The following is a 16207-nucleotide window of genomic DNA, read 5'->3' as shown; positions in this document are numbered from 1 at the left end:
GACGTCGGTATCGCGCAAATCCGTGCTGCCGGTCTTTGAGGAGCTGAACGGCCTGTTGTTCTATCCGGTGCAGTATGAAGGCGAAGAGATGTCGCCAAACGTCTTCTATACCGGCGCCGCACCGAATCAGCAGGCCATCCCGGCTGTGGAATACCTGATGAGCGAAGACGGCGGCGCGGCGAAGCGCTTCTTCCTGCTGGGCACGGACTATGTTTACCCGCGCACCACCAACAAGATCCTGCGCGCTTTCCTGCATTCGAAAGGGGTTGAGGATAAGGACATCGAGGAGGTTTACACCCCGTTCGGTCATAGCGACTACCAGACCATCGTCGCCAACATCAAGAAATTCTCTGCGGGCGGCAAAACCGCCGTGGTGTCGACCATCAACGGCGATTCCAACGTACCGTTCTACAAAGAGCTGGCTAACCAGGGCCTGAAGGCGACCGACGTGCCGGTGGTGGCGTTCTCCGTGGGCGAAGAAGAGCTGCGCGGGATCGACACCAAACCGCTGGTGGGTAACCTGGCCGCGTGGAACTACTTTGAATCCGTGGATAACCCGACCAACCAGGCCTTCGTCGCCGATTACAAAGCCTATGCGAAGGCGCACAAGCTGCCGAACGCCGACACCGTGGTGACCAACGACCCGATGGAAGCGACTTACGTGGGGATTCATATGTGGGCGCAGGCGGTGGAAAAAGCGGGCACGACCGACGTGGATAAAGTGCGTGCGGCGATGGCCGGTCAGTCCTTTAAGGCGCCGTCAGGCTTCACGCTCACCATGGATGCCACCAACCACCATCTGCATAAGCCGGTCATGATCGGCGAAATCGAAGGCAACGGTCAGTTCAACGTGGTGTGGCAGACGGAACAGCCGGTACGCGCCCAGCCGTGGAGCCCGTTCATCGCTGGAAACGATAAAAAGCCCGACCAGCCGATGAAAACCGTCAGCAACTAAGCCATCACCAGGGAGAAACGTCATGAACGCCATGCGCATGTTCATCGCTCTTGTATGGCTTTCCGGACTGCTGCCAGGGATGGCGCAGGCATCGGATGCCGATCGTTTTGTTGCCGCCAGCCGCAGCCAGCAGGCGGAGTTGCTGACGCAGTGGGCCGAAGCGCCGGACGCCGCGAGGCTGCCGCTGCTGCAGGCACTGCAAAAAGAAAATCTCTATACCGACGGCCAAAAGCACGCCTTTGCGCAGCGCAACGGTCAAATGGTCTCGCTCGGTGACGCTAAGTCGACCGAAGGGGCAGCCAAAGCCGTTCGTCTGACCAACCGGCTGCGGGTTCTGGCCGCCACGGCCATCGCTACACATCAGCTGGTGAGTGACAGTGTCACCGAAAGGCGGGCGGCAGCCCGTCAGCTTCAGCGGGATGCCCAGCCAGGAATGCTCGCTTTTCTGGAAAAGCGGATAAACGATGAAACGGACGCGGTGGCACGTCGGGCGCTTTTACTGGCGGTGGCGAATCTCCAGCTCTCCAGCCCGCAGGCAGAGGTGCGCCGCAAGGCCGTCGAATTATTAGGGCAGTCCGACGATCCGGACGTGGAGTCCAGACTTACCCCGTTTACCCAGGCGCAGACCGAGCCGGATGCCGGGGTTCGCGCCGCCGCGCAGGAGAGTCTGAGCCAGATCCAGCATCGACTGATGTGGGGCGATCTGCTGGGCCAGGCGTTTATGGGGCTGTCCCTTGGGTCGGTACTTCTGCTGGCCGCGCTGGGGCTGGCTATCACCTATGGCTTGCTGGGCGTCATCAATATGGCGCACGGCGAGATGCTGATGCTGGGGGCGTATGCCACCTGGATGGTGCAGCAGGCGATGGCCGGGCTTGCACCCCAGTGGCTGGCGCTCTATCCCGTTATCGCCTTGCCGGTCGCGTTCTGCCTGACGGCGGGCATTGGAATGGTGCTGGAGCGCACCGTGATCCGCCATCTGTACGGTCGTCCGCTGGAAACGCTGCTGGCAACGTGGGGCATCAGCCTGATGCTCATCCAGCTGGTGCGCATGACCTTTGGCGCCCAGAACCTGGAGGTCGCCAACCCGGCATGGCTCTCCGGCGGGGTGCAGGTTTTTGCCAACCTGACGCTGCCGTGGAACCGCATCGTGGTGCTGGGCTTCGTGCTGCTGGTGCTGTTCTTTACCTGGCTCATTCTGAATAAAACCCGTTTGGGTCTAAACGTGCGCGCGGTGACGCAGAACCGCAGCATGGCCGCCTGCTGCGGGGTACCGACAGGCCGCGTCGATATGCTGGCATTTGGGCTTGGTTCAGGGATTGCCGGGTTAGGCGGCGTGGCGCTATCCCAGCTCGGTAACGTCGGCCCGGAGCTGGGACAGGGCTACATCATTGACTCCTTCCTCGTGGTGGTGCTCGGAGGCGTAGGCCAGCTGGCAGGCAGCGTGGCCGCGGCGTTTGGTCTGGGCATTTTCAATAAAATTCTGGAACCGCAGATGGGGGCGGTGCTGGGCAAGATCGTGATTCTGGTGGCGATCGTGCTGTTTATTCAAAAACGCCCTCAGGGGCTGTTTGCGCTGAAAGGGAGGGTGATTGACTGATGAGCCAGCCGCTGACCTTAACGCTGGCGCGCAAAGCGCCGCGCACAACGCAGATTGCAGGCAGCCTGCTGGTGGTGTGTCTGCTGATATTACCGTTTTTCGCCTTACTGCCTGCGACGCATCCGCTGGCGCTGTCGACCTGGATGCTGACGCTGACTGGCAAGATCCTCTGCTATGCCATCGTTGCGGTGGCGCTGGATCTGGTGTGGGGCTACGCCGGGATGCTCTCTCTCGGGCACGGCATCTTCTTCGCCCTGGGCGGCTACGCGATGGGGATGTACCTGATGCGTCAGGCCGCGGGTGACGGTCTTCCCGCGTTTATGTCGTTTCTCTCCTGGAGCGAACTGCCGTGGTTCTGGTGGGGAACCCAGCATTTTGCCTGGGCGCTGGTGCTGATTGTGATGGTGCCGGGGCTGCTGGCGCTGGTGTTCGGCTGGTTCGCCTTCCGCTCAAAGATCAAAGGGGTCTACTTCTCGATTATGACCCAGGCGCTGACCTATGCCGGGATGCTGCTGTTCTTTCGCAACGAAACCGGTTTTGGCGGCAATAACGGCTTTACCGGCTTCACCACGCTGCTCGGGTTTTCGGTAACGGAAACGACCACCCGCATCGCGCTGTTTCTGGCGACCGTGCTGTTGCTGATTCTGGCGTTGGGCACCGGATTTGCCCTGGCGAAGAGCAAGTTTGGTCGCATCCTGACCGCCGTTCGCGACGCCGAAAACCGCCTGACGTTTTGCGGCTACGATCCGCGCGGGTTCAAGCTGCTGGTATGGACGCTCTCCGCCGTGCTGTGCGGCCTGGCGGGGGCGCTGTACGTCCCGCAGGTGGGCATTATTAACCCCGGTGAAATGTCGCCGACCAACTCGATTGAAGCCGCGATCTGGGTGGCGCTGGGAGGGCGCGGCACGCTGGTCGGGCCGGTGATTGGCGCGGCACTGGTGAACGGGGCGAAGAGCTTCTTCACCGTCGCGATGCCGGAATACTGGCAGCTGTTCCTGGGGCTGATTTTCATCGCCGTCACGCTGTTTTTACCGCGCGGCGTCTACGGTCTGTTTCGAAAGGGAGAGAAATAATGCAGCCAGCCGAAGAGTTATTCACCCGTCAGTTGCCGGGCGATCGTTACCGTGAACAGACCGACCCGGTGCTTCAGCTTGAGGCCATTAACGTCAATTTTGACGGGTTTCAGGCCCTGACCGATCTCTCGCTGAATATCGGCGTGGGCGAGTTGCGCTGCGTGATTGGCCCCAACGGCGCCGGTAAAACCACGCTGATGGACGTTATTACAGGCAAAACGCGGCCAAAGAGCGGCAGGGCGATTTACGATCAGTCTATCGACCTGACCGCGCTGGAGCCTGCGGCCATTGCCCGCCAGGGGATCGGGCGTAAATTCCAGAAGCCCACGGTCTTTGAAGCGCTGACCGTGTGGGAAAATCTCGAAATCGCAATGAAAACCGATAAATCCGTCTGGGCGAGCCTGCGGGCGAAACTCAACGGCGAGCAGCGCGACCGCATTGATGAGATGCTGGTTTTGCTGCGCCTCAGCAGCGAGCGCGACCGCCGCGCCGGGCTGCTTTCGCACGGGCAAAAACAGTTTCTGGAAATCGGTATGCTGCTGGTGCAGGACCCGCATCTGCTGCTGCTGGACGAACCGGCCGCCGGGATGACCGACGCGGAAACGGAATACACCGCCGAGCTGTTCAAAACGCTGGCGGGTAAGCACTCCCTGATGGTGGTGGAGCACGATATGGGCTTTGTTGAGACTATCGCCGACCACGTCACGGTGCTGCATCAGGGACGCGTGCTGGCGGAAGGTTCGCTTCGCGAGGTGCAGGCCAACGAGCAGGTGATTGAGGTCTATCTCGGACGCTGAGGAGCGATGATGTTACAGGTTAACGAACTGAATCAGTATTACGGCGGCAGCCATATCCTGCGCGGCGTGAGTTTTGAGGCCGTCACCGGAGAGGTCACCTGCCTGCTGGGGCGCAACGGCGTCGGGAAAACCACGCTGCTGAAGTGTCTGATGGGGCTGATCCCGGCGAAAACCGGGGAGGTCATCTGGCAGGGTAAAAAGATCACCCACAGCAGGCCGCACCAGCGGGTGCAGTCTGGCGTGGCTTACGTCCCGCAGGGCCGCGAGATTTTCCCGCGCCTGACCGTGGAAGAGAACCTTCTGCTCGGGCTGTCGCGTTTTTCCGCCCGCGAGGCGAAGCAGGTACCGGATGAGATCTGGCAGCTGTTTCCGGTGCTCAAAGAGATGAAGCATCGCCGCGGGGGCGATCTCTCCGGTGGACAGCAGCAGCAGCTGGCGATTGGTCGCGCGCTGGCGAGCCGTCCGCAGCTGTTGATTCTGGATGAGCCGACGGAAGGCATACAGCCGTCCGTCATTAAAGAGATCGGCCATGTGATCCGCACCCTGGCGAACAGAGGCGACATGGCGATCCTGCTGGTGGAGCAGTTTTACGATTTTGCCGCCGAGCTGGCCGACAGCTATCTGCTGATGTCGCGCGGCTCCATCATTCAGCGCGGGAGGGGTGAAAATATGGAGCAGGAGGGCGTACGCGGCCTGGTTGCGATCTGAAATGTTATAATATAACATCCTCATTCTTATAAAACGGAATGAGGACGTTACTTTGGCTGCACATATTGGGAAATTTGCCATGACTCTGGGGGCGCTGCTGGTCAGCGGCCACCTGTTTGCACACTCGCACGGCCACCAGATGACCGAAGCGGAACAGAAAGCGGCGAACGGCGTGTTTGAGGATAAAGACGTCAAGGACAGGCAGCTGTCTGACTGGGACGGAACCTGGCAGTCGGTCTATCCGTTCCTGTTGGATGGCTCGCTGGATCCGGTCTTTAAGCAGAAGGCCCAGAAGGATAAAAGCAAATCCTTTGACGAGGTGAAAGCGTACTACCGCACGGGTTATGCGACGGACGTGGATGCCATCGGCATCGAAAATAACGTGATGGAATTTCATAAAGGCAAAATGGTCAGCCGCTGTCATTATGATTACAGCGGTTATAAAATACTGACCTACGTATCGGGCAAAAAAGGCGTTCGCTATCTGTTTGAATGTAAGGATGCCGGCAGCAAGGCGCCGAAGTTTGTTCAGTTCAGCGACCACACCATCGCCCCGAAGGCCTCTTCGCACTTCCACATTTTCATGGGCAACACCTCCCACGAGGCGCTGCTGAAAGAGATGGATAACTGGCCGACCTATTATCCAAATGAGATGTACAAAGAGCAGGTGGTAGAGGAAATGCTGCACCACTGATGCTTTATTGCCGGGTGGCGGCTACGCCTCACCCGGCCTGGAAACGCTACGCCACCTTCGGTGACTCGCACCACGCCTTCACGCTCATCCCACGCAAAATCATCAGCCACGCAATGACGATGGCGACCATCATGATGACAAATAACGACCAGTGCGGCAGGTTGGTCAGAATAATACCGGTGATCATCGGGTTTGCCGCCGCGCCGAGCCAGCCCAGCGCCTGAGCGGAGAAATAGCTCGCTTTCATCCCCGGCGGGGCAATGTTGTCGATCAACATGTATTCGCCCGGTGCATAGATAATCTCACCCAGGGTAAAGATGGCGGCAGCGATGCCCCAGTAAACCAGGTTTTCCCCGGAGAGCATAAAGCCACCCAGTCCCACGATAAAAAACAGGGTGGCGAGGGTCATCAGCGGGCGAATATTGCTGGCAGAGATCTTGCGGCCCAGCGCATATTGCAGCGTCACCACCACGGCGGCGTTGACGGGCAATACTACGGCGACCACCTTTTCGGCGAAATTACTGTCTGCATGCGCGGCCAGAACGTATTGCGAAATGCAGGTCGCGAACGATCCGCCGACGTATGACGCGAGCAGGCCAGAGAGCGTATACCAGAACAGCGCGCGGTCTTTCAGCAGCACCGACGGCTGCCAGGGCATCTTCTCCTCGGCGGTATCCAGCGCAACGCTTTTCTGCACGAAGAAATGGATGAATCCGAGCGGCAGCGCGGCGCAGAAGGCCGCCAGCCAGAACGGCAGTTGCAGGCTGTACATCACCAGCAGGGTGCCAATCGGCGGCCCGATCGTCCAGCCAATGTTCAGGAAGCTGTAGTTAAGCGAGAAGACGCGCGCTTTCTGGCTTGCGGTAAGCACGTCGGAGAACCAGGCCTTCAGCACCGTCGAAAAGACGGAATAGGCGCAGTTGATCAGCGCAAAGAACAGCACCACCAGCGTGACGTTATCCACCAGCGGGATCGCGACAAAACCGGCGATAAAGGCCACGATCGCGATCAGCATGTAGCGCTTTTTATCAAACTTATCGGCAAGAATGCCAAATCCCAGGCTGAACACCACGCCGATAGTCAGCGCAATCGTCAGGGCATAACCAATATTCTCGACGCTCATGCTGTAGACGCGCGTGAGATAAATGGTCATGAACGGCAGCGTTGCCCCCCGACCGATGGTTAATAACAATGACGACGCCAGCAGCGCTGCGGTTGAGCGCCTGAGAGATGGTTTCATATTCCTGCCCGACAATTGCTTATGCTTTTTATGTTGTGTCCTAAAAGGAGTATCACGACATAAGGGGCTTGTATAGCGCCCAATTTATCCGTAAGTGCTTCGCCTGACTGCCAGAATTAATGATCTTCTCGCCGCGCGCTTTTTTCTGTTACCTTGAAGTGTTAACAAATAATTAATAATTCAGGGGCAGGGTATGACGCGTAAAGACGGGCTGCTGGCGTTGCTGGTGGTCGTAGTATGGGGACTCAATTTTGTGGTCATCAAGCTGGGGTTGCACAACATGCCGCCGCTGATGCTGGCCGGTTTGCGTTTTTTGCTGGTCGCCTTCCCGGCGCTCTTTTTCGTCGCCCGTCCGAAGATCCCGCTAAAGCTGCTGCTGGGCTATGGCCTGACCATCAGCTTTGGCCAGTTCGCCTTTCTCTTCTGCGCCATCAAGTTCGGGATGCCGGCCGGTCTGGCCTCGCTGGTGCTGCAGGCGCAGGCGTTCTTTACCATTATTCTCGGCGCCTTCGTGTTTGGCGAACGATTACAGGGCAAACAGCTGGCGGGCATTACGCTGGCGGTGTTTGGCGTTCTGGTGCTCATTGAAGCCAGCCTGAATGGTCAGCATGTGGCACTGCTCGGCTTTATGCTGACGCTGGCGGCGGGGCTGAGCTGGGCATGCGGGAATATCTTCAACAAGCTGATTATGCAGCACGAGGCGCGCCCGCAGGTGATGTCTCTGGTGGTCTGGAGCGCGCTGATCCCGATAATCCCATTTATGGTGGCGTCGTTTATTCTTGATGGTCCAGATGTGATGCTGAACAGCCTGGTTGAGATCGACCTGACCACGATCCTTTCTCTTGTCTATCTGGCCTTTGTCGCTACCATTGTGGGCTACGGGATTTGGGGATCGCTGCTGGGGCGTTATGAAACCTGGCGCGTGGCGCCGTTATCCCTGCTCGTGCCGGTGGTGGGGCTTGCCAGTGCGGCACTCTTGCTGGATGAAACGCTGAGCGCGCTGCAGCTGTTTGGCGCCGTGCTGATCATGGCCGGGCTGTACATTAACGTGTTTGGTCTGCGGGTTCGTCGGGCGACGCGGGTAAGCGAAAAGGCATAAAAAAGCCCCGCGTCTGCGGGGCAAAAACGAATCAGAGGCCGTGCTGATTATAATAAGGCACGCCTAATTCGTCGGATTTGTCGCTACCAGCACCCATATGGTTGAAATCATAAGGCGACTGGTCATGTGCTGACGGCAAAATCATCGTATCAGGATTATTTTGCTGCGTTGCACGAGGGGTTTGCTCCGCGAAGGTCTGGCTGGAGAAGAGCACCAGCAAGGCGAGGGCGGCGGAGGCGGTAACTTTCATGATTTCCTCGGTTACGTCTTTACAGGCGATGATTAACTACAGTGTTTTAACGGATACAGGTATCGGGATTCGCCCGGCACGCTGGTGATTCGGTACTTATGAGGCGGCACGTCAAAATAGTTCTTGAAGGTACGCGTCAGGGTTTGTTGCGATTCAAATCCGTAACGCTCCGCCAGATAAAGGATCGGCTCATTGCTTTCTTTCAGTTTCTGGGCAATTTCCGTCAGCTTGCGGCTGCGAATGTATTGACCTAATGAATGACCGGTCTCTTTTTTGAACATCCGTTGCAGGTGCCATTTGGAGTAACCTGAACGCTCTGACACTTTTTCAAGGGAGAGCGGCGATTCCAGGTTATCTTCGATCCAGTCCAAAATGCTATGAATGGTGATAGCGTCAGTATTGCGTCTGGACATCGTCATACCTCTTTTTCTGTTTACGGCAGGATTTTCTTCAGCAAAAGCTCAAGGGTTGCCACTTCATCTGCCGTTAAGTTTTTTGTTAGTTCCTGATGCAGTGTTTGTCCTACTAATTGATGACATTGCTCGCACATGTCAGCGCCATCGCTGGTCAGCTTCACCAGTACGCCGCGTTTGTCATTCGGGTTAGGGCTTCGTTCTATCCATCCTTTGCAGACGAGACGATCGAGCATGCGGGTTAACGCACCCAGATCGACAGAGAGCACCTTTTTCAGCTCAACCGGCGTGATACACACTTCGCAGCGAATGGAACACAGCACTTTGAACTGTGTTGCGGTGATATCCAGCGGTGACAGGTAGTCGTTGAGCAGGCGATCTTTTTTCTGATTGACCATATGAATAAGACGACCCAGCGGAACAACGTCGTTAAAGATATCACTGGTGCTTTTCACAATGGTTGCCCTGGCAAGTAGTTAGTCACGGCAGATATTATTGCTCAGGCAAGTATAAGTCAACTGAATGAGTCAGCCGATGCCACGAATTGCTAAAACGTTTCATGAACTTTTTTTGAGGTCTTTCAAATCATATAGATAACTGTCAGTTATCATTCCGGGAGGGAAATAATCCTTACATTGTGACCATGGCTGAATGTCACACTTTCACCCTATAATTGCTGGGTTAAATATGGATAAGGACGACAACGCACTATGTTGGATTTAATAAAAGCAATCAGCCTTGGGCTGGTGGTCTTGCTGCCGTTGGCAAACCCGTTAACGACGGTGGCGCTGTTCCTCGGGCTGGCAGGGAATATGAACAGCGCCGAGCGCAACCATCAGTCGATGATGGCCTCCGTGTATGTGTTTGCCATCATGATGGTGGCTTACTACGCCGGACAGGTGGTGATGAACACCTTCGGGATCTCCATTCCCGGCCTGCGTATCGCCGGGGGGCTGATTGTGGCCTTTATTGGTTTCCGCATGCTGTTCCCGGCGCAAAAAGCGCATGAGTCGCCGGAGGCCACGCACAAGTCCGAAGAGCTGGAAACCGAACCGAGTGCGAATATCGCCTTTGTGCCGATTGCCATGCCGAGCACGGCGGGGCCGGGTACCATCGCGATGATCATCAGCTCCGCCTCAACGGTGCGGGACAGCGCGACCTTCCCGGACTGGGTGCTGACGGTTGCGCCGCCGCTCATTTTTGCGATTATCGGGGTTATCGTGTGGGCGTCGCTGCGCAGCTCCGGCGCCATCATGCGCTGGGTAGGCAAGGGCGGTATCGAGGCGATTTCCCGTCTGATGGGCTTCTTACTGGTCTGTATGGGCGTGCAGTTTATTATTAACGGCGTGCTGGAAATTATTAAGACCTACCATTAAGTCATTACCGGGTGGCGTTGCGCCACCCGTCACAAATAACCCTCACCCGTGCTGACCCTGTTCCTCCAGCGCCACCGGCCATTTACGGAAGATGAGCACCGACCAGACCAGCGCCACCAGCGCCGGAATGGCGCCGAGATAGCCAATCGCCGACATCGATACGTGCAGTATTACCTGATTTCCCACCAGCGCGCCCGCGCCAATCCCCAGATTGAAAATCCCTGAGAACAGCGACATGGCGACGTCCGTTGCATCCGGTGCCAGGGCCAAAACTTTCACCTGCATACCCAGACCAATAATCATAATCGCCACGCCCCAGAACAGGCTGAGGATCGCCAGATGGCTTTCGCTGCCTGCGGCAGGCATCAGCAGCAGCAGGCAGGCCAGCAGCAGACCGATAGCGCTGCTCACCAGCGTCGAGGCGTGCCGGTTACCCAGCTTACCGAACAGCACGCTGCCAATAATGCCCGCTCCGCCGAGGATCAACAGTAAGACGGTGGCAAAGTTGGCGCTAAAGCCCGCTACCACCTGAACAAACGGTTCGATGTAGCTATAGGCCGTGTAATGGGCCGTCACCACGATCGCAGTCAGCAGGTAGATACTCAGCAGCGCCGGGCGACGCATCAGCAGCGGCAGGCTTTTCAGCGAGCCGGAATGTTCGCTCGGCAGCGCGGGCAGCAGCTTAATCAGGCACACCAGCGTAACCAGCGCGCCCATGCCGATGGCGAAGAAGGTCGTGCGCCAGCCGAAGTATTGCCCCACGATGCGGCCAATCGGCAGACCCAGCACCATCGCCAGCGCGGTACCGGTAGCAATCAGGCTCAGCGCCTGTGCGCGTTTCCCCGCCGGTGCGAGTCGAATAGCCAGCGATGCGGTGATCGACCAGAACACCGCATGGGCAAAGGCAATGCCGATGCGGCTAATAACCAGCACCGTAAAATTCCACGCCATAAACGACAGGACATGGCTGGCGATGAACAGCACAAACAGACCGATCAGCAGCCTGCGCCGCTCCATCTGGCTGGTTAAAAGCATAAACGGCAGGGACATCAGCGCGACTACCCAGGCGTAGATGGTCAACATAATGCCCACCTGAGCCGTTTCCATCTGGAAACTTTCAGCGATGTCAGACAACAGCCCAACCGGAACAAATTCTGTGGTGTTAAAAATAAACGCGGCAATGGCCAGCGTGACCACGCGTAGCCACGCAACCCTGCGGGAAACTGTATTCGTTGTCATAGGGATGTCGGAGATTCGTTGCTGAAAAGAAGAGGAGACGATCTTAAAACGTTGAACGGCGAAAACTCAACCATTATGTGACGCAGATCTCAATATTTACCTTATGAAAGCGGTAGCCGGGAACGCTGTTTTCATTGAATATAAAAGAACAACACAATAAAAACAGGCGGTAAGACAATGCAGGAGATTGATTTTTATCTGGTAGATGCGTTCAGCGATACCTCGTTTGGCGGAAATCCGGCCGCCGTTTGCCCGCTTAAGGAATGGTTACCCGATGCGACCTTACTGAAAATGGCGCAGCAGCATAATCAGTCGGAAACGGCTTTTTTCGTCTGCAGTAAAGGGGGCATTGAGCTACGCTGGTTTACCACGCTTACCGAAGTCAATCTCTGCGGCCACGCTACGCTGGCGGCCGCGCACGTGCTGTTTACCGAGCTGGATTACCCGGATTCGCGGATCCACTTTGACACCGCCTCTGGCCGCCTGACGGTAACCCGGGAGGGGGAGTGGATGACGCTGGACTTCCCGGCATCACCAACCTATCAGGAGACGCCCCCGCCGGAGATGCTCTCGGCGCTGGGTATCAGCCGCTACGTCGAAGCCCGTAAAGGGCACGCCTGGCTGATCGTTCTGGACAATCGCCAGCAGGTTGAAGCGCTTGCGCCGCGCTTCTCGGCGATGACGCCAGGCGAGCATAAGGTGAGCGTTACGGCACGCGGAGAGGGGGAATATGATTTTGTCAGCCGCTTTTTCTCACCGGGCGTTTCCGTCCCGGAAGACCCGGTCACCGGCTCCGCACATACCATGCTGATCCCGTACTGGAGCGAAAAGCTGGGCAAAACCACGATGTTTGCCCGTCAGGTTTCCGCGCGCGGCGGCGATATACGCTGTGAGCTGAAAGGTTCGCGCGTGCTGATGAGCGGGCAGGCCGCGCTTTATCTGAAAGGCACAGTTTTTCTGCGCTAAAAACCCATAACAAGAGAGGAAGAGACAATGCAGGAAATTGATTTTTATCTGGTGGATGCCTTCAGCGATAAAACCTTTGGCGGCAACGCCGCAGCGGTATGTCCTCTGGAAGAGTGGCTGCCGGACGAAACGCTGCTCAAAATGGCGCAGCAGCATAACCAGTCAGAGACCGCCTTTTTCGTGCGCACCGACGGCGGGTTTGAGCTGCGCTGGTTCACCACGCTGGATGAAATTAACCTGTGCGGTCACGCCACGCTTGCCGCATCGCACGTCATTTTCGAATACCTTGATTATCCGCATACCGAAATCACCTTCACCACCCGCTTCGTGGGCGAGCTGACCGTCAAGCGCAGCGGCGACTGGCTGACGCTGAACTTCCCGGCGTGGTCAACGGAGGTTGTCGAGAACCCACCTGCGCTGCTGTTTAGCGCGCTGGGCATCACGGAGGCAAAAGAGGTGCGCGTCGGACGCGATTACATGGTGGTGCTGGAGAGCCAGCAGCAGGTTGAAGCGTTAACGCCGGATATTGGGGCCATGCTTCCGCTGGATAAAATGGTCTGCGTGACGGCGCCGGGAGAAGAATATGACTTCGTCAGCCGCTTCTTCTGCCCGGGCGAAGGGGTGCCGGAAGATCCGGTCACCGGATCCGCCCACAGCATGCTGATCCCTTACTGGAGCGAAAAGCTGGGCAAAACGTCACTCATTGCCCGCCAGGTGTCATACCGTGGCGGGGATTTGCGCTGCGAGCTGAAGGGCGACCGAGTGCTGATTGGCGGCCAGGCTACGCTGTACCTGAAAGGGCGAATCTTCCTGCGCTAGGTGAGTGACGCGCTATAAGTTAATACTATGAACCACCCCGGCAGGCCTGAGCTATGTTGATATAAAAACAGCAAGGAGCCTGCCATGTATTCCATTACCTCTGAATCTGCACGTCATCCGGACATTCTCACGCTGATCGCGGCGCTTGACCGCTACCAGAGCGAACTCTATCCCGCCGAAAGCAATCATCTTCTCGACCTGTCCGCGCTGCCGGAAGCCTCGCTGATCCTGATGGTCATTCGTGACCAGCAGCTGCACGCCGTAGGCTGCGGGGCCATCGTGCTCAACGGCGACGGAACGGGGGAGATGAAGCGGGTCTATATCGATCCGGCCCATCGCGGGCAGCATCTGGGTGAAACGCTGCTGGCCGCCCTGGAAGATGAGGCCCTGAGCCGTCATTGCCACACGGTAAGGCTGGAGACGGGCATCAAACAGCGCGCCGCGGTTCGCCTGTACGAGCAGTGCGGATATGATTTGCGGCCGGCGTTTGCCCCGTACGCTGACGATCCGCTCAGCCTGTTTATGGAGAAGGCGCTGGTTGAAGACGTTCGTTTAGCAGCGCTATAAAGGCTTCCAGCTGGCGGGTCATCGCTCCGCGCCGCCACACCAGCCAGGTTGTAAGCCAGCGCCAGTTTTCCGCCAGCGGCCAGGCTTCAACCTGATGATGTCCCGGCATACTCTCCAGCATCGAGCGCGGCATCAGCGCGATGCCCGCGCCCGCAATGACGCAGGCGAGCATGCCGTGGTAGGACTCCATCTCATGAATGCGGCCGGGCGTGGCTCTGTCCGCATGAAACCAGCTTTCCAGATGTCGACGGTACGAGCAATTCGCGCGAAAGGCGTAAACGTCGCTACCGCTAACCTGCGTGGCGCGGGCGACCTCCGCGTGCCCGGCAGGCGTGACCAGCATCATCTCTTCCCGGTAGACCGGCATGCCCTCCAGCTCCGGGTGCGACAGCGGCCCGTCGACAAAGGCGGCGCTTAAGGTTCCCTCCAGTACGCCATCAATCATCGTCCCGGAAGGCCCGGTAGAAAGGGCAAACTGAATGCGCGGATAGCGCTGGTTAAACTGCGCCAGCGTTTCGGGAATGCGCACTGCGGCGGTGCTTTCCAGCGCGCCGAGGGCAAATAACCCCTGCGGCTCATCACCCGCGACGACCATGCGCGCTTCATCCACCAGGGCGAGGATCTGCCTGCTGTAGCGCAGGAAGTTATGCCCGGCTGGAGATAAGCGCAAACGCTGGTTCTCACGAATAAACAGCTCAACGCCAAGATCGGCTTCCAGCTGGCGGATGCGGGTCGTCAGGTTGGACGGCACGCGATGCACCTTCTGCGCCGCCTGGGTGATGCTGCCCGTCAGCGCGACGGCGTTAAACATTTCAAGCTGGGTTAAGTCCATAGCATTCTCGTTTCGTGAATAAGGTGGTTAGTATTATTCATTTTTAAGAAATAGCAGAGTGAGCCACAATGAATCAACCGAAATGCGTGGAGAACATCATGAAATATTCATCTGCTACACATGCCCTGTCCGTTAACCCGGCAACGGGGGAAACTCTCGGCGCCGTTGCCTGGGCGACGCCGGAAGAGGTTGAACGCGCGATTGCTCAGTCTGACGCGGGGTATCGCCAGTGGCGACGTGAAAGCGTGGCCCACCGGGCGCAGAAGCTGCGGGATCTCGGGGCAGCGCTGCGAAACCGCGCAGAAGAGATGGCGCAGACCATCTCCCGTGAAATGGGGAAACCCATCCTGCAGGCGCGGGCGGAAGTGGCAAAATCCGCCGGTCTGTGCGACTGGTATGCCGAGCACGGTCCGGCGATGCTGCGTGCGGAGCCTACGCTTGTGGAAAACCACAACGCGGTCATTGAATACCGTCCGCTGGGGCCGATTCTCGCGGTGATGCCCTGGAACTTTCCGCTCTGGCAGGTGCTGCGCGGCGCGGTACCGATTCTGCTGGCAGGTAACAGCTATCTGCTTAAGCATGCGCCAAACGTGCTCGGCTCTGCGGAGCTGATTGCGCAGATCTTTGCGGATGCCGGTTTCCCTGAAGGCGTATTCGGCTGGGTGAACGCCACTAATGACGGCGTAAGCCAGGCGATTAACGATCGCCGTATTGCGGCGGTGACCGTCACCGGCAGCGTGCGTGCCGGTGCGGCCATTGGCGCGCAGGCAGGAGCCGCGCTGAAAAAATGCGTGCTTGAGCTGGGTGGCTCCGACCCGTTCATCGTCCTAAACGATGCCGACCTGGATCTTGCCGTGAAGGCGGCGGTGGCGGGGCGCTACCAGAATACCGGGCAGGTGTGCGCGGCAGCCAAACGCTTCATTGTGGAAGAGGGTATTGCGGATACCTTTACCCGCCGCTTCGTCGACGCCGTCGCCGCGTTAAAGATGGGCGCGCCGGAAGCAGAAGAGAACTACCTGGGCCCGATGGCGCGTTATGACCTGCGCGATGAACTGCATCAGCAGGTGCAGGCCACCCTGGCCGAAGGGGCAACGCTGCTGCTGGGCGGAGAGAAAATCAGCGGAGAGGGCAATTACTACGCGCCAACCGTGCTGACCAACGTTACCCCGTCGATGACGGCGTTCCGCCAGGAACTGTTTGGTCCGGTCGCGGCCGTTACGGTAGCAACAGACGCGGAGCACGCCCTGACGCTTGCCAACGATAGCGACTTTGGCCTGTCCGCTACCGTCTTTACCGCTGACGCAGCGCTTGCGGATAAATTCTCCCGCGAACTGGAATGCGGCGGCGTGTTTATCAACGGCTTTAGCGCCAGCGACGCGCGCGTAGCCTTCGGCGGCGTGAAGAAAAGCGGCTTTGGACGCGAACTTTCCCGCTTTGGTTTGCACGAGTTCTGTAACGTGCAGACGGTGTGGAAGGATCGCGTGTAGTTTTTCACCCGGCGGCACCCGCCAGTGATTTCGGCCCTCATCACGAGGGCCGTTGTCATTTATCTGCAATGGTTCTGTCATTTTCATTTCGTAGA

General features: G+C 57.9%; 18 protein-coding genes. 12 read left to right on the top strand and 6 right to left on the bottom strand.

Annotation, left to right across the window (positions count from 1 at the left end; translation table 11 throughout):
* The 6 genes from NUX24_RS12950 to zinT form a co-directional block, all read left to right on the top strand.
* Positions 1 to 955: ABC transporter substrate-binding protein (locus tag NUX24_RS12950; RefSeq protein WP_257831998.1), on the top strand; the 955-nt coding region annotated here is incomplete at its 5' end.
* Positions 956 to 977: 22 nt separating this feature from the next.
* Entirely contained in the window at positions 978 to 2552 is a 1575-nt protein-coding gene (gene urtB / locus NUX24_RS12945; RefSeq protein WP_214575750.1) for an urea ABC transporter permease subunit UrtB, read from the top strand.
* Positions 2552 to 3625, top strand: coding sequence for an urea ABC transporter permease subunit UrtC (urtC, locus tag NUX24_RS12940; protein WP_193807141.1), 1074 nt, complete (start codon positions 2552 to 2554; stop codon positions 3623 to 3625). The genes urtB and urtC overlap by 1 nt, the downstream gene beginning before the upstream one ends.
* Positions 3625 to 4422, top strand: a complete 798-nt coding sequence (gene urtD, locus NUX24_RS12935; RefSeq protein ID WP_257831995.1) for an urea ABC transporter ATP-binding protein UrtD — start codon at positions 3625 to 3627, stop codon at positions 4420 to 4422. Before urtC ends, urtD begins: the two co-directional genes overlap by 1 nt.
* A gap of 9 nt (positions 4423 to 4431) precedes the next feature.
* Positions 4432 to 5130, top strand: coding sequence for an urea ABC transporter ATP-binding subunit UrtE (gene urtE, locus NUX24_RS12930; RefSeq protein WP_047651282.1), 699 nt, complete (start codon positions 4432 to 4434; stop codon positions 5128 to 5130).
* Positions 5131 to 5182: 52 nt separating this feature from the next.
* The gene (gene zinT, locus NUX24_RS12925) at positions 5183 to 5824 is read left to right on the top strand and encodes a metal-binding protein ZinT (RefSeq protein ID WP_257831993.1); all 642 of its coding nucleotides are present in this window, start codon (positions 5183 to 5185) and stop codon (positions 5822 to 5824) included.
* A gap of 46 nt (positions 5825 to 5870) precedes the next feature.
* Here the strand turns inward: zinT and ydeE are convergent, their stop codons facing one another.
* Positions 5871 to 7064: an efflux MFS transporter YdeE gene (ydeE, locus tag NUX24_RS12920; RefSeq protein ID WP_126328516.1), complete on the bottom strand. Its 1194-nt coding sequence runs from the start codon at positions 7062 to 7064 to the stop codon at positions 5871 to 5873.
* A gap of 193 nt (positions 7065 to 7257) precedes the next feature.
* Between ydeE and eamA the strand changes: the two genes are divergently transcribed.
* Entirely contained in the window at positions 7258 to 8163 is a 906-nt protein-coding gene (eamA, locus tag NUX24_RS12915; protein WP_126328517.1) for an O-acetylserine/cysteine exporter, read from the top strand.
* Positions 8164 to 8194: 31 nt separating this feature from the next.
* Here eamA and marB read toward each other — a convergent pair whose 3' ends face one another.
* From marB to marR, 3 genes are read right to left on the bottom strand one after another with little or no spacing between them, the layout of a single operon-like run.
* Entirely contained in the window at positions 8195 to 8413 is a 219-nt protein-coding gene (gene marB, locus NUX24_RS12910; protein WP_029741246.1) for a multiple antibiotic resistance protein MarB, read from the bottom strand.
* A gap of 32 nt (positions 8414 to 8445) precedes the next feature.
* On the bottom strand, positions 8446 to 8826 hold the full coding sequence (gene marA / locus NUX24_RS12905) for an MDR efflux pump AcrAB transcriptional activator MarA (RefSeq protein ID WP_008502237.1): 381 nt from the start codon (positions 8824 to 8826) through the stop codon (positions 8446 to 8448).
* A 20-nt stretch (positions 8827 to 8846) separates the two neighbouring features.
* The gene (gene marR, locus NUX24_RS12900) at positions 8847 to 9281 is read right to left on the bottom strand and encodes a multiple antibiotic resistance transcriptional regulator MarR (protein WP_032647191.1); all 435 of its coding nucleotides are present in this window, start codon (positions 9279 to 9281) and stop codon (positions 8847 to 8849) included.
* Between the two features lie 255 nt (positions 9282 to 9536).
* Here marR and NUX24_RS12895 point away from each other — a divergent pair, with 255 nt between their 5' ends.
* Positions 9537 to 10202 carry a MarC family NAAT transporter gene (locus NUX24_RS12895; RefSeq protein WP_047653291.1) on the top strand — a complete coding sequence of 222 codons (666 nt, stop codon included), beginning with the start codon at positions 9537 to 9539 and terminating at the stop codon, positions 10200 to 10202.
* 42 nt (positions 10203 to 10244) lie between these two features.
* Here NUX24_RS12895 and NUX24_RS12890 read toward each other — a convergent pair whose 3' ends face one another.
* Positions 10245 to 11441 (bottom strand): sugar transporter, encoded by a 1197-nt coding sequence (locus tag NUX24_RS12890; RefSeq protein ID WP_126328518.1) that lies wholly within the window; start codon positions 11439 to 11441, stop codon positions 10245 to 10247.
* 177 nt (positions 11442 to 11618) lie between these two features.
* Between NUX24_RS12890 and NUX24_RS12885 the strand changes: the two genes are divergently transcribed.
* The 3 genes from NUX24_RS12885 (at position 11619) to NUX24_RS12875 (ending at position 13793) form a co-directional block, all read left to right on the top strand.
* A complete protein-coding gene (locus tag NUX24_RS12885; protein ID WP_257831988.1) occupies positions 11619 to 12407 on the top strand; it encodes a PhzF family phenazine biosynthesis protein in 789 nt (262 codons plus the stop codon).
* A gap of 27 nt (positions 12408 to 12434) precedes the next feature.
* On the top strand, positions 12435 to 13226 hold the full coding sequence (locus NUX24_RS12880; RefSeq protein WP_126328520.1) for a PhzF family phenazine biosynthesis protein: 792 nt from the start codon (positions 12435 to 12437) through the stop codon (positions 13224 to 13226).
* Positions 13227 to 13310: 84 nt separating this feature from the next.
* Positions 13311 to 13793, top strand: coding sequence for a GNAT family N-acetyltransferase (locus tag NUX24_RS12875; RefSeq protein ID WP_047653295.1), 483 nt, complete (start codon positions 13311 to 13313; stop codon positions 13791 to 13793).
* Here the strand turns inward: NUX24_RS12875 and NUX24_RS12870 are convergent.
* A complete protein-coding gene (locus tag NUX24_RS12870; protein ID WP_033145537.1) occupies positions 13747 to 14625 on the bottom strand; it encodes a LysR family transcriptional regulator in 879 nt (292 codons plus the stop codon). The two genes, NUX24_RS12875 and NUX24_RS12870, sit on opposite strands and share 47 nt — an antisense overlap.
* A gap of 98 nt (positions 14626 to 14723) precedes the next feature.
* Here NUX24_RS12870 and sad point away from each other — a divergent pair, with 98 nt between their 5' ends.
* Positions 14724 to 16112: a succinate-semialdehyde dehydrogenase gene (sad, locus tag NUX24_RS12865; protein WP_257831983.1), complete on the top strand. Its 1389-nt coding sequence runs from the start codon at positions 14724 to 14726 to the stop codon at positions 16110 to 16112.
* Positions 16113 to 16207 lie beyond the last annotated feature (95 nt).

Source organism: Enterobacter sp. HG048, from assembly GCF_024702055.1.
GTDB classification, from domain to species: Bacteria; Pseudomonadota; Gammaproteobacteria; order Enterobacterales; family Enterobacteriaceae; genus Enterobacter; species Enterobacter dykesii.
This window is presented reverse-complemented; position numbering and strand designations above follow the sequence as displayed.

Excerpts from the sequence above, each read along its gene's own strand:
- urtB (WP_214575750.1), top strand. The coding sequence starts at position 978 with ATGAACGCCATGCGCATGTTCATCGCTCTTGTATGGCTTTCCGGACTG.
- urtC (WP_193807141.1), top strand. The coding sequence starts at position 2,552 with ATGAGCCAGCCGCTGACCTTAACGCTGGCGCGCAAAGCGCCGCGCACA.
- urtD (WP_257831995.1), top strand. The coding sequence starts at position 3,625 with ATGCAGCCAGCCGAAGAGTTATTCACCCGTCAGTTGCCGGGCGATCGT.
- urtE (WP_047651282.1), top strand. The coding sequence starts at position 4,432 with ATGTTACAGGTTAACGAACTGAATCAGTATTACGGCGGCAGCCATATC.
- ydeE (WP_126328516.1), bottom strand. The coding sequence starts at position 7,064 with ATGAAACCATCTCTCAGGCGCTCAACCGCAGCGCTGCTGGCGTCGTCA.
- eamA (WP_126328517.1), top strand. The coding sequence starts at position 7,258 with ATGACGCGTAAAGACGGGCTGCTGGCGTTGCTGGTGGTCGTAGTATGG.
- marB (WP_029741246.1), bottom strand. The coding sequence starts at position 8,413 with ATGAAAGTTACCGCCTCCGCCGCCCTCGCCTTGCTGGTGCTCTTCTCC.
- marA (WP_008502237.1), bottom strand. The coding sequence starts at position 8,826 with ATGTCCAGACGCAATACTGACGCTATCACCATTCATAGCATTTTGGAC.
- NUX24_RS12895 (WP_047653291.1), top strand. The coding sequence starts at position 9,537 with ATGTTGGATTTAATAAAAGCAATCAGCCTTGGGCTGGTGGTCTTGCTG.
- NUX24_RS12890 (WP_126328518.1), bottom strand. The coding sequence starts at position 11,441 with ATGACAACGAATACAGTTTCCCGCAGGGTTGCGTGGCTACGCGTGGTC.
- NUX24_RS12885 (WP_257831988.1), top strand. The coding sequence starts at position 11,619 with ATGCAGGAGATTGATTTTTATCTGGTAGATGCGTTCAGCGATACCTCG.
- NUX24_RS12880 (WP_126328520.1), top strand. The coding sequence starts at position 12,435 with ATGCAGGAAATTGATTTTTATCTGGTGGATGCCTTCAGCGATAAAACC.
- NUX24_RS12875 (WP_047653295.1), top strand. The coding sequence starts at position 13,311 with ATGTATTCCATTACCTCTGAATCTGCACGTCATCCGGACATTCTCACG.
- NUX24_RS12870 (WP_033145537.1), bottom strand. The coding sequence starts at position 14,625 with ATGGACTTAACCCAGCTTGAAATGTTTAACGCCGTCGCGCTGACGGGC.
- sad (WP_257831983.1), top strand. The coding sequence starts at position 14,724 with ATGAAATATTCATCTGCTACACATGCCCTGTCCGTTAACCCGGCAACG.